This is a genomic window from Streptomyces paradoxus (assembly GCF_014202475.1).
GTDB lineage: Bacteria > Actinomycetota > Actinomycetes > Streptomycetales > Streptomycetaceae > Streptomyces > Streptomyces paradoxus.
Map to the genome: position 1 here is coordinate 16423 of NZ_JACHGV010000019.1, position 12211 is coordinate 28633.

Here is a 12211-nt window from a genome sequence, read left to right on the forward strand (position 1 = left end):
CCGGAACGGCCGTCATCGCACGGGCACCGCGAGGTACTGGTACTCCAGGAACTCGTCGATTCCCACGCGGCCGCCCTCGCGGCCCAGCCCCGACTGCTTGACGCCGCCGAAGGGGGCGGCCGGGTTGGACACGAGACCCGTGTTGAGCCCCACCATGCCCACCTCCAGCCGTTCACTCACCCGCAGGGCACGGTCGAGGCCCTCGGTGAAGACGTAGCCGACCAGGCCCCAGGGGGTGTCGTTGGCACGGCGGATGACCTCGTCCTCGTCGTCGAAGGTGAGGATGGCGGCGACCGGGCCGAAGATCTCCGTGTCCATCAGGCGGCTGCCGGGGTCGACGCCGGCCAGTACGGTCGGCGGGTAGAAGCAGCCGGCGCCTTCGGGTGTACGGCCGCCCACGAGCACCTGCGCCCCGCGCTCCACCGCGTCGGCGACGAGTTCCTCCACCTTGGCGCGTCCCCTCCTGTCGATCAGGGGACCGACGTCGACACCGTCCCGGGTGCCCGGACCGACGACCAGCGCGCCCATCCGCTCCGCCAGCCGGCGCCCGAACTCCTCCGCCACCGAGCGGTGCACGAAGAAACGGTTGGCGGCCGTGCACGCCTCGCCCATGTTGCGCATCTTGGCGACCATCGCGCCGTCCACGGCCTTGTCCAGGTCGGCGTCCTCGAAGACGACGAACGGCGCGTTGCCGCCCAGCTCCATCGAGGTCCGTACGACCGCCTCCGCGCTCTGGGCGAGCAGCAGCTGTCCGACGGCCGTGGAGCCGGTGAAGGAAAGCTTGCGAATCCGCCCGCCGCGCAGGAGCGGTTCGCACACCTCCCCCGCACGGGAGGTGGTGACGACGTTCAGCACGCCGTCCGGCAGCCCGGCCTCCTTGAGGATCGCGGCGAGGGCAAGGCTGGAGAGAGGGGTCTGCGGGGCCGGCTTGAGCAGCATCGTGCAGCCGGCGGCGACCGCCGGGCCGATCTTGCGGGTGCCCATCGCCAGCGGGAAGTTCCACGGGGTGATCAGCAGGCAGGGGCCGACCGGGCGGCGGGAGAGCAGCATGCGGTTGCGGCCGTCCGGCAAGGTGGCGAGGCCGCCGTCGATACGGACGGCCTCCTCGGAGAACCAGCGGAAGAACTCGGCCGCGTAGGCCACCTCTCCCCTGGCCTCGGCGAGCGGCTTGCCCATCTCGGACGTCATCAGGTGGGCGAGCTCGTCGGTGCGCTCGATGATGATCTCGTAGGCGCGGCGCAGGATCTCGCTGCGCACCCGGGGCGCCGTACGCGCCCACGCCTCCTGCGCCTGCACGGCCGCTTCCTCGGCGAGCTTCGCGTCCTTGGGACCGGCGTCGGCGACGTGGCAGAGGATCTCGCCGGTGGCGGGGTCGTCGACGGGCATGGTGGCGCCGTCCGCGGCGTCCACCCAGGCGCCGCCGATGAACAACTGCGTGGGTGTGTCGGTCATGAGTTCTCTCCTGGTTGTCCGGGCCGGTCGGCGGCGGGGTCGAGCAGTTCCGCGAGGTGAAGGGCGCGGATGCCCCGGTCTCCGGCGAGGTGGTCGATCTGGGTGGCGCAGCTGAAGCCATCGGCCACGACGACGGCCGGTGTGCGCGGGTCGATGTCGTCGAGGCGTGGCTTCAAGGCCAGGTCGGCGACGGCCATCGAGGTGTCGTAGTGCTGTTCCTCGAAGCCGAAGTTGCCGGCGAGTCCGCAGCAGCCCTCGGCCTCGTCGACCTGCGCCACGCCGAGGCGGCCGAGCAGGTCACGGGGGTGGCGGCCCTTGAAGGTGGCGTACTCGTGGCAGTGGGTCTGCAGCACGACGTTGTCCGGGAGTTCCGGGGGCGCCCAGCCGGGGACCGCGAGGTCGGTCAGGGCTCCGGTGAGGGTGTGGACGCGGGCCGCGACGCGCCGGGCGGCGTCGGTGCCGAGGAGTTCGGGCACGTCACGCTTGAGCGCCGCGGCGCAGCTGGGTTCGGCCACGACGATGGGCCGGTCGTCGCCGTTGTCCAGGCGGGCGACGGTGCGGGCCATGATGCGGCGCGCGAGGGACAGTTGTCCGGTGCTCACCCAGGTCAGGCCACAGCACAGGCCGTCCTCCGCCGTGCAGGGGATGCCGGCGTCGGCGAGTACGCGGCTCGCGGCCCCGGCCACCTCGGGGCGGAAGGCGCGGGTGAAGCTGTCCACGAAGAGCAGCGTCTTCGCCGGTTCGCCGGCCCTCGCCGCGCGCAGTGCCCGGCGCAGCGCGCGCCGGGAGGCGAAGGCGGGGATCCGGCGTTTCGTGGTCACGCCGCCGAGGCGCGCGAGCAGCTTCCCGACAGGTCCGCGCAGCAGCGCGTTCACCGGGCGGGCCGCGTACCCGACGAGCTGGGACGTGAGGGGCAGCCAGCCAAGGGAGTAGTGGGATCTGGGTCTGACTCTGCCCTTGTAGTGCTGGTGCAGAAACTCCGCCTTGTACGTGGCCATGTCGACGCCGACCGGGCAGTCGCTGGAGCAGGCCTTGCAGGACAGGCACAGGTCGAGGGCGTCACGCACCTCCGTGGAGCGCCAGCCGTCCTGGACCGTTCCGCCCCGCACCATCTCCTGGAGCAGACGGGCCCGGCCCCGGGTCGAGTCGTTCTCCTCCCCCGTGGCCCGGTAGCTGGGACACATCACGCCGCCCGCGTCGCTGCGGCAGCGGCCGACGCCGACACAGCGGCGTACCGCGCCCGCGAAGCCGTCCTCGTCGTGCGGGAAGGAGAACAGGGTTTCGACGGGCAGCACGTCCGAGGGCGTGTGCAGGGCCAAGTCGTCGTCGAGGCGGGCCGGGGCCACGATGACGCCCGGGTTGAGCAGGCCCTCGGGGTCGAAGATCTCCTTGAAGGCGGCGAACGCCCGGATCATCCGGTGGCTGTACATGACCTCCAGCAGTTCGCCGCGGGCCCGTCCGTCCCCGTGTTCGCCCGAGAGGGTTCCGCCGTGCTCGACGACCAGGGCGGCGGCTTCGGAGAGGAACCGCCGGGTGGCGGTCCGGCCCGCGTCCGTGGCGAGGTCGAAGTCGATGCGTACGTGGACGCAGCCCGCGCCGAAGTGGCCGTACAGCACGCCGGTCAGACCGTGCGCGGCCAGCAGCTTGCGGAAGTCGCGCAGGTAGGCGGCCAGGTCCTCGGGCGCGACGGCCGCGTCCTCCCAGCCCGGCCAGGACTCCCCGCCGTCGACCAGGCGGGCGGCGAGCCCTGCCCCGTCCTCACGGACCCGCCACAGCGAGCGCCGTTCGGCCGGGCTGTGCACGACCCGCCCGCCGGTCATCCGTCCCTGTGCCTTGAGCGCGTCCAGCAGTTCGCCGGCGCGGGCGTCGACGGCCGCCTGCTCGTCGCCGTCGAGTTCGACGTACAGCCAGGCACGGCCCTCGGGGAGACCGGTGACGGAGTCCGGACCACGCCGGGCCCGCATGGTGGCGACGATCGCCTCGTCCATGCCCTCCACCGCGGTGGGGTTCCAGCGCAGGATCTCGGGGACGTCCTCGGCGGCGTCGACCACGTCGTCGTAGCCGAGGGTGAGGAGGGTGGATGCCTGTGCGGTCGCCACCAGGCGGACCGTCGCGGCGGTGACGACCGCACAGGAGCCCTCGGTGCCCACCAGCGCGCGAGCCATGTCGAAGCCGTTCTCGGGCAGCAGGTGGTGCAGCTGGTAGCCGGAGACCTGGCGCGGTATCCGGCCCAGCTCGGTGCGGACCGACGCCAGGTTGCCGTCGATCAGGCGGCGCAGGTCCGCTTCGAGACCTGCGACACGCTGGACGGCGTCCCGGTCCTCCGGGTCGGCGGCCCGCAGTCCGGTCCGGTCGGCGACGGCCCGCACACCGTCGGCCGTCACGATCTCCAGCGCCTCGATGTGCCCGCTGGTGCGCCCGTGCCGCACGGACCGGTTGCCGCACGCGTCGTTGCCGATCATGCCGCCGATGGTGCAGCGGCTGTGCGAGGAGGGGTCGGGCCCGAAGGTGAGCCCGTGCAGGGCGGTCGCGGAACGTAGCGCGTCGAGGATCACTCCGGCTTCGACGCGCGCGGTCCGCGCCTCGGGGTCGATGTCCAGGATCCGGTTCAGGTACCGGGAGAAGTCCAGCACGACGCCGGGTCCGACGGCGTTGCCCGCCATGCTGGTGCCGCCGCCGCGTGCGGTGACCGGGATGCCTGTCGCACGGCAGGCCCCCAGCACCGCGACGACGTCGTCGGCGCTGCGGGGAAAGACCACGGCCCTCGGCGGGACCCGGTAGTTGGAGGCGTCGTAGGCGTAGAGACCGGTGGAGCCGGGTCCGGTTTCCACCCGCAGGCCGGGAGCGGTCTCGGCGAGCCGCACGACCAGCGGCTCCAGGGCCGTGGTGGTGTCCGTCATCGCCGTGCCGCTCCCGATGTTCCGGCCTCGACCGCGTTCGCCCAGGCCTGCAGGCCCTCGTCGACACCCGCCTCGTCGATCACGAGCGCCGGGATCATACGGACGACCTGGTTCCAGGCGCCGCACAGCAGCAGGAGCAGGCCCTCGTCGATCGCGGCGCGCTGCACGCGGGCGGCGGTCTCGGAGTCGGGGCTGCCGTCCTCGGTGACGAACTCGGTGGCGAGCATGAGGCCGAGGCCGCGGACGTCGCCGATGCCCGGGGTCCGGTCGGCCACGGCCTCCAGTCCCTGGCGCAGCCGCTTGCCCATGGCCTCGGCGTTCTCGACGAGCTTCTCGTCGCGTACGACGTCGAGCGTCGCGCAGGCCGCGGCGCAGGCCACGGCGTTCGCCCCGTACGTCCCGCCCTGCGAGCCGGGCCAGGCCCTGGTCATCAGTTCCTCGGAGGCGGCGATGCCGGAGAGGGGGAAGCCGCTGGCCAGGCCCTTGGCCGTGACGAGGATGTCGGGGGCGACGCCGAAGTGGTCGTGGCCCCAGAAGCGGCCGGTACGGCCGACTCCGGTCTGCACCTCGTCGTGAATGAGGAGGAAGCCGTGCCGGTCGGCGCGCTCGCGCAGGCCCTCCATGAAGGCGCGGTTCGCGGGGACGTATCCGCCCTCGCCGAGGACCGGCTCGACGATGATCGCGGCGGTGTCGGCGGGCGAGGAGATCGTCTGGAGGGTGTAGTCCAGCTCTTTCAGGGCGAAGCGGGTCGCGGTCTCCTCGTCCCAGCCGTAGCGGTAGGCCGTCGGGAAGGGCGTGACGACGACTCCGCTCATCAGCGGCGAGAACCCGGACCGGAAGCGGATGCCGGAGGTGGTCATGGAAGCGGCGGCGACCGTACGGCCGTGGAAGCCGCCGTGGCAGACGATGACGTTCGGCCGGCCGGTGGCCTGGCGGGCCAGCCGCAGCGCCGCCTCGACGGCCTCGCTGCCGGAGTTGGTGAAGAACAGACTGTCCAGGCCCGCCGGCAGCACCTCGCCCAGCTTGTCGACCAGGCGGCGCAGCGGCTCGTGCATGACGGTCGTGTACTGGCCGTGGATCAGCGTGCCCACCTGCTCCTGCGCCGCCGCCACGACCTTGGGGTGGCAGTGACCGGTGCTGGTGACGCCGATACCGGCGGTGAAGTCGAGGTAGCGGCGGCCGTCCTCGCCGTAGAGGTGGACGCCCTCGCCCCGGGCCGCCACCACGGGTGTGGCCTGGCGAAGGTGCGGCGACAGTGCGGTCATGTTCGTCTCCCGGCCTCGGTGTTCGGTCTGCTGCGGTCTCCCGAGCATCTCGGCGGAGCGGGACCACGCCAACGCGCGATCTGTCCGGCCAGGAGGCGACATCCGGACGTTGTGTCAGCCTCGTCGGGGGCGAGCAGCGGCAGGGGGGAAGCCGTGCTGCTCGTGTGCCCAGCGGGGCCGATGACCTGGGCGCCGGTCACCTGCTACCCCGAGCCCGGCCGGCCGGAGCGCCGTGGAGCGGGGGCCGCTCTAGGCTGGAAGCAGCCGCTGGAAACCAGCCCTGACGGGCACGGAGGTCCGGACGGAGGCGTGGTGCGTGGACATGGCCGGCAAGCAGGATGCTCCCATTGCCGTTGTCGTGGTGGACCCGGACGGCATGGTGAGCGGCTGGAGCGAGGGTGGCCGGCTGCTGCTGGGCTGGACCGCGGAGGACACCGTGGGCCGCCCCGTGACCGACCTGCTCGTCGATCCTCCGCCACCCGGTTTCCCCGAGGGCTACGGCGCCGGCGTGGACCCCACGGGGTGCATCTCCCTGCGTCACGAAGACGGCTCCACTCTGGACGCCGTAGTGACGGCAAACCCGTTGTTCGGGCCCGACGGGCGGGCGATGGGCCACGCATTGACCGTCCAGCGCTGGGGACGCCGCCCGGTGATCGCCGACCGTGCCTTCGAGCAGTGCCCCTTCGCACTGGGCGTCTACGACCCTGAGCTGCGGTTCCAGTGGATCAATGCCTCCTCGGGCCGGGTGATAGCGCACTCCGAGGAGCAGGTGCTCGGCAAGAGGTACCGCGAGGTGCTCCCCGAATTCGACCGCTCGCTGTTTCCCGAAAGGGACGACAAGCCCTACACCGACGCACTCGCCGAAGTGGCGAGGACGGGCGAGCCCACGCGTCTCATCACCGTCTTCCGCCCTCGCGGCAGTGACTACGCCAATGCCTGGGCCACCAGTATCTGGCCCGTCCGGGATGCCGGGGGCAGGGTCCGCGCGATCGCCAACTGGGGATTCGACATGAGCGCCGAGTACTGGGCCCGGCAGCGCCTGCTCATCCTCAACGAGGCCAGCGGTGGCATCGGCCGGACACTCGACGTGATCGGCACCGCCCGGGAACTGGCCATGACCCCGGTGCCGGGATTCGTCGACCTCGTCAGCGTGGATCTCTTCGACGAGGTGCTGCGCGGAGAGGAACCGCCCTCACGGTCCCCGTTCGACCCCGGCGAGACCATCAGGCTCAGCCGGGCCGCCCAGCACAGCACGAAGGTGGACGCCGACCGGGCTCCTGGGCCCGCGAAACCGGTCACGCACGCTCCCGGTTCCGTCGCCGCCCGCTGCATGGCCACCGGCAGGTCCGCGGTCGAGCTCGCCGCCGAGCCCGGCCAGGGCGGCGAATGGGCCTTCGGGCCCGGACTCGCCGCCGACCCGGCCCACTGGCCACCGGGCAACCCGGTGATCGACGAGTCCATCGCCGCGGACGGGCTGACCGGCCGGATCACCGTGCCGCTCCGGGCGCGCGGCACGCTGCTCGGCGTCGTCGCCTTCTCCCGCCTCGACCGGCCCGAGGCTTTCACCGCCGACGACCTGATCCTCGCCGAAGAGCTGACCGCCAAGGCGGCCGTCGCCATCGACAACGCCCGCCGGTACTCGCGCGAGCGCACCACCGCGCTGACCCTGCAACGCAGCCTGCTGCCGCAAGGACTGCCGAACCAGGAGGCGGTCGAGGTGGCGTCCCGCTACCTGCCCGGCGGGACCGGCACGGAAGTGGGCGGTGACTGGTTCGACGTGATCCCGCTGTCCGGCGCCCGGGTCGCCCTGGTCGTCGGCGATGTCGTCGGCCACGGACTGCACGCCTCGGCCAGTATGGGCCGGCTGCGCACGGCGGTGCGCACCCTCGCCGACGTCGACCTGCCGCCCGACGAGCTGCTGACCCACATGGACGACCTGGTCCTGCACCTCGCCAGCGACCTCCAGCCCGCCGGGCACTTCCAGCCGACCGGCGAGTCCGGGGCCACCTGCCTGTACACCGTCTACGACCCGGTCTCCCGGCATTTCACACTGGCGAGCGCCGGCCATCCCCTGCCCCTGATCATCTCCCCGGACGGCACCCGGACCCCGGTACCCGCCCACCCGGGACCGCCGCTCGGCATCGGCGGGCTGCCCTTCGAGGCCACCGAGCTCGAACTGCCCGAGGGCAGTCTGCTGACCCTCTACACCGACGGACTGGTGAAAAGCCGCGAGCGCGACCTCGATGAAGGAATCACCGATCTGCAGCGAGCCCTGAGCCACTCGACCACGCCGCTGGAGGCCCTGTGCGACACGGTGATGGACACCATGCTCCCCCAACGCCGTACCGACGACGCCGCCCTGCTGCTCGCCCGCACTCACGCGCTGGATCCCCATCACGTCGCCGACTGGGACGTCGAGCCCGACACCGCGCAGGTGCCGCGCGCCAGGAAGCTCGCCGTCGACCAGGTGGACGCCTGGGGCCTGGAGGAGGCGGCTTTCGTCACCGAACTGGTCGTCAGCGAGCTGGTCACCAACGCCATCAGATACGGCGCGCCGCCCATCAGGCTGCGGCTGATTCGCGACAACTCCCTGATCTGCGAGGTCTCCGACGCCAGCAACACCGCCCCGCACCTGCGCCGGGCCCGCGCCTTCGACGAGGGCGGCCGCGGCCTGCTGCTCGTCGCCCAGCTCACCCAGGGGTGGGGCACCCGGCACACCACCGACGGCAAGACGATCTGGTGCGCACAGAACCTCCACCAGCCTGAGCCGCACTGAGATCCGAGCCCGCGGACCGGCACCGGCCGGCCACCAGGGCACGGCAACGGCACCGCATGTCACTGGCAGTTGTCGCAGGCTGCCGTGTCCCTGGCCGACTGGTGGGTGCCACCCCGCCGTGCGGCTGAAGAAGGCGCCGGGGCGCACCGGGCCGGTCGGGACGAGACTCCGCCGGTCGGCGGCGCGGTGACCGCCGACCGGCGGGGCCGTGACCGAGGACTGCCGGATGGTCCGCCCTCGGACGTCCACGCGAGATTCGCCGTATGAACCGACACAGCCGCCGCTGCGCCTGCCGCGACTGCGCCGCCTGGCCAGGCCGGTCATCGCCGTGGGCACCGTGTCCCTGACCGCCTGCGTCGGCCACTTCCTCGCCCAGTCCGCGCTGTCCGTGCCCGCCGGGACCGGCTCCCAGCAGTCGTGGGTGCCGCTGCTCATGTTCGTCCTCGGGCGATCGTGTTCGCCGCGATCTGGTCCCGCTTCTTCCGCCGCGGCCCCCTGGAGTACCTCCTCAACGCCGCCACCAAGCCGGTGAAGCACATCCGATGAGACCAGGCCGGGGTGGGACACCTCCGCGCCCCACCCCGGCCTGGACCGCTCACGGATCCCCTGGTTCCACTCCGCGGTGCGGGCGGGTCACTGGAACTGTGCGAAGAACCTCCAGATCTCTGCTTTGGTCCAGGTGGCGGCGCCACTCTCGCCGGAGGAGCCGTCGACCGGACCGGGAATGTGGCCTCCGTCGAACGCGGCCCACTGGACCGGGTATCCGGCACGGCAGCCCGAGTAGGTGGTGGTGATGTGCGTTCGACTGCCCGGCGCGGGCTCGCGCGGGCTCTGGGAAGTGCAGCCGTTGTTGCCGGCGAACCTGTCGCGCAGGGACCGTCCTTGCCCGATGTTGAGGACGGAGTCGCTGATGCCGTGGATTCCGAAGTAGGCGATGGGCTGGGTGCCGCCGCTGCACCCGCTGATCTGAGCGCCGGAGATGACCGCGACGGCCCTGAAGACGTTGGCCCGGCTGCAGGCGAGTGCGTAGCTCATACCGCCGCCCCAGCTGAATCCCGTGGCGAAACGCTGTGCCGGGTTGACACAGAGGCCGCCCTCGATGCGCCGGATCATGTCGTCGACGAAGGTGATGTCCTCACCGCCCGCATTGGCCCAGCCGTTGCCGAGGCCCTGGGGAGCGACGAGGATCGCGCCGTTGTTCGACTGTTCCTGTTGGCCGTAGTAGGACCAGGCGCTCCCGCTCGTGCCGCCCGACGCGACGTCGCCGGCGGTTCCGCCCCGCCAGTGGAACGCGAAGATCAACCGGTAGGGGCGGCTGTTGTCGTAGTTGGCGGGAACCCTGAGGATGAAGCTGCGGCTCTTACCGCCGCTCTGAATCGTGTGTGTACCGCTCGTCAGGGGTGTCGGAGCGCTGCCGCATCCTCCGCCGCCCCCGGACGACAGTTTGACCATCTGCCACTGCTGGTTGGCGCCGCCCCAGTCGGAGTACTGGACGACGTTGCCTCCGTCGGTGGTGGAGGCGCCCTGCACCTCCACCGCCTTACTGCTGGCGCGGTTGATCAGCCGGACGTGCCCCGCATCGGAGTCGGCCAGGCGGAACTGCTGGTTGGCCCCGTTGTGGTCGGCCCACTGCTGGATCACGGCACCGTCCGCGGTCGAGGCCCCGGCCACGTCGAGAACCTTGCCCGAATGCCGGGCCTTGAGCCGGTAGAAGCCGTCGCCGGAGTCCACGAACTGCCACTGCTGGCTGTTTCCGTCGCTGCGCGGCCACTGGCCGGCCCGCGCGCCGTCGGCGGTGGACGCGCCCGAGACGCCCAGCGCCTTGCCGCTGTTGCGGTTGACCAGGACGTACCAGGCATTGCTGTCCACCGTCGCCGCCTCGGCGGGCGCCGGATGCACCGCGGCGAGCACGCCGGCCGCGAGGGTCGTCGCCACCACGGCGGCGACCCGGGACCACCAGCGATGTCGTCGTGGAGGGGCGGGGGAAACCGCACCGTAGGGCTTCATCGATTCACCCTTTCGTCTGTCGTGGATCCCATCAGGTGCGGGTCCAGCGCTGGTTACTGCCGTTCGAGCAGGTATAGAGCTGGATCAGGGTGCCGTTGGAGGTGCCTCCCGCGACGACGTCGAGGCAGAGCCCGGACTGGACGCCGACGATGGATCCGTCGGAGTTGAGACGCCACTTCTGGTTGTCGCCGCCCCAGCAGCTGTAGATCTGGACCTTGGTGCCGTTGCCGGTGCCGGCTGCGTCCAGGCACTTGTTGCCGTAGACCCTGAGCTCGCCGGCGGCGGTGTACGTCCACTGCTGGTTGGTGCCGTTGTGGCAGTCCCACAGGTGGAGCTGGGTGCCGTCGGTGGTGCTGGTACCGGGCACGTCCAGGCAGCGGCCCGAACCGACGCCCTTGATCGTCCCGCCGTCCGAGGGGGGCGTGGAGGTACCGCCGTTGAGTGCGTTGAGGACGGCGGTGTAGGCGGGCTTCTTGCTGCCGTCGCGGTTGAACAGCAGCGGCGTGTGCTCCGGTCGCCAGGAGTCGGAGTCGCGCACACCCCAGACGGTGATGCCGAGGCAGCGCGGGACGGCCAGGCAGTCGTTGGTCACGTTGGCGTAGGTCGTGGCCGAGGCGCCCTGGATGTCGAGTTCGGTGATGGCCACGTCGACACCGAGGGCGGCGAAGTTCTGCAGGGTGGTGCGGAAGTTGCTGTTGTAGGGGCTGTCGTTGTTGAAGTGCGCCTGGAAGCCGACGCAGTCGATCGGTACGCCGCGCTGCTTGAAGTCCCGGACCATGGCGTACATGGCCTGGGTCTTGGCCCACGTCCAGTTCTCGACGTTGTAGTCGTTGTAGCAGAGCTTGGCGGCCGGATCGGCGGCGCGCGCGGTGCGGAACGCGACCTCGATCCAGTCGTTGCCGGTGCGCTGCAGGTTGGAGTCGCGCCGGGCTCCCGAACTGCCGTCGGCGAAGGCCTCGTTCACGACGTCCCACTGGGCGATCTTGCCCTTGTAGTGGCGCATCACGCCGTTGATGTGGTCGATCATCGCCTGGCGCAGCGAGCTGCCGCTGAGGCTCTGCATCCAGCCGGGCTGCTGGGAGTGCCAGGCCAGGGTGTGGCCGCGCACCTGCTTGCCGTTCTGCACCGCCCAGTTGTAGACGCGGTCACCGGCGGCGAAGTTGAACTGGCCCCGCTGCGGTTCGGTGGCGTCGATCTTCATCTCGTTCTCGGCCGTCACCGAGTTGAACTCACGGCCCGCGATCGTCGTGTACGCCGAGTCGCCCAGCCTGCCCGAGGCGATGGCGGTGCCGAAGTAACGGCCGCTCTGCGCCGCCGCGGCGCCGAGGGTGCTCTCGGCGGCGTGTGCGGTCGGCGGCGCGGCCAGTGCGGCGGCCACACCGAGGACGCCGAGGACCAGCGCCAAGAGCAGGCGGCGGACCTGCCGGCGGACAGCGGGTCTGGGAAGGGCATACGAGCCCATGACTGTGCCTCCAAGGTAGACAGCACGGAAGGACTGAAGCGCAGTGGCAAGGGTCGTCCGCTCCCTCTCGGCAGACGGACGGGGCGGGCAGAACCGGGCAGCACCGCATCGCCGGGCGGCAGCGGTGCTTCGACACGGACACGGGCGTACTCCATCGCGGTTCAGCCGGGGGCCCGTCACGCGGCGTCGCGTACCTCTCCGTCCGCACGAAGAGCGAAGAGCGAAGAGCCAGGGGCGCTGGTGCGAGCCTCACCGGAACGGAACGGGGTGGCGCAGGTGCGTCGGTGCGCGGATCTGCCGTGCAGCACAGATCACCCAGGGCCGACGTGGTCGACATCTCGAACCATGA

The 12211-nt window shown here is 71.5% G+C and carries 6 protein-coding genes and 1 pseudogene; 2 read left to right on the top strand and 5 right to left on the bottom strand.

The window, feature by feature from the left end; genetic code table 11:
- Positions 1-12 precede the first annotated feature (12 nt).
- From HNR57_RS36785 to HNR57_RS36795, 3 genes are read right to left on the bottom strand one after another with little or no spacing between them, the layout of a single operon-like run.
- Positions 13-1452 carry an NAD-dependent succinate-semialdehyde dehydrogenase gene (locus tag HNR57_RS36785; protein ID WP_184567357.1) on the bottom strand — a complete coding sequence of 480 codons (1440 nt, stop codon included), beginning with the start codon at positions 1450-1452 and terminating at the stop codon, positions 13-15.
- Positions 1449-4352: an FAD-binding and (Fe-S)-binding domain-containing protein gene (locus HNR57_RS36790; RefSeq protein ID WP_184567359.1), complete on the bottom strand. Its 2904-nt coding sequence runs from the start codon at positions 4350-4352 to the stop codon at positions 1449-1451. Before HNR57_RS36790 ends, HNR57_RS36785 begins: the two co-directional genes overlap by 4 nt.
- Positions 4349-5617 (bottom strand): aspartate aminotransferase family protein, encoded by a 1269-nt coding sequence (locus HNR57_RS36795; protein ID WP_184567361.1) that lies wholly within the window; start codon positions 5615-5617, stop codon positions 4349-4351. Before HNR57_RS36795 ends, HNR57_RS36790 begins: the two co-directional genes overlap by 4 nt.
- A 322-nt stretch (positions 5618-5939) precedes the next feature.
- Here HNR57_RS36795 and HNR57_RS36800 point away from each other — a divergent pair, with 322 nt between their 5' ends.
- Complete coding sequence (locus tag HNR57_RS36800; RefSeq protein WP_184567363.1) at positions 5940-8393, top strand: SpoIIE family protein phosphatase; 2454 nt, start codon at positions 5940-5942, stop codon at positions 8391-8393.
- A gap of 286 nt (positions 8394-8679) precedes the next feature.
- Positions 8680-8939: pseudogene (locus HNR57_RS36805) on the top strand (DUF418 domain-containing protein); the annotation flags it as partial.
- A gap of 87 nt (positions 8940-9026) precedes the next feature.
- On the opposite strand, the gene HNR57_RS36810 reads toward HNR57_RS36805, so the two are convergent.
- Both HNR57_RS36810 and HNR57_RS36815 read right to left on the bottom strand, forming a co-directional pair.
- On the bottom strand, positions 9027-10400 hold the full coding sequence (locus tag HNR57_RS36810) for an RICIN domain-containing protein (RefSeq protein ID WP_221343471.1): 1374 nt from the start codon (positions 10398-10400) through the stop codon (positions 9027-9029).
- A 31-nt stretch (positions 10401-10431) separates the two neighbouring features.
- The gene (locus tag HNR57_RS36815) at positions 10432-11862 is read right to left on the bottom strand and encodes an endo-1,4-beta-xylanase (RefSeq protein WP_184567365.1); all 1431 of its coding nucleotides are present in this window, start codon (positions 11860-11862) and stop codon (positions 10432-10434) included.
- Positions 11863-12211 lie beyond the last annotated feature (349 nt).

Coding starts and splice junctions, on each gene's coding strand:
- HNR57_RS36795 (WP_184567361.1), bottom strand. CDS start 5,617: ATGACCGCACTGTCGCCGCACCTTCGCCAGGCCACACCCGTGGTGGCG.
- HNR57_RS36810 (WP_221343471.1), bottom strand. CDS start 10,400: ATGAAGCCCTACGGTGCGGTTTCCCCCGCCCCTCCACGACGACATCGC.
- HNR57_RS36800 (WP_184567363.1), top strand. CDS start 5,940: ATGGCCGGCAAGCAGGATGCTCCCATTGCCGTTGTCGTGGTGGACCCG.
- HNR57_RS36785 (WP_184567357.1), bottom strand. CDS start 1,452: ATGACCGACACACCCACGCAGTTGTTCATCGGCGGCGCCTGGGTGGAC.
- HNR57_RS36815 (WP_184567365.1), bottom strand. CDS start 11,862: ATGGGCTCGTATGCCCTTCCCAGACCCGCTGTCCGCCGGCAGGTCCGC.
- HNR57_RS36790 (WP_184567359.1), bottom strand. CDS start 4,352: ATGACGGACACCACCACGGCCCTGGAGCCGCTGGTCGTGCGGCTCGCC.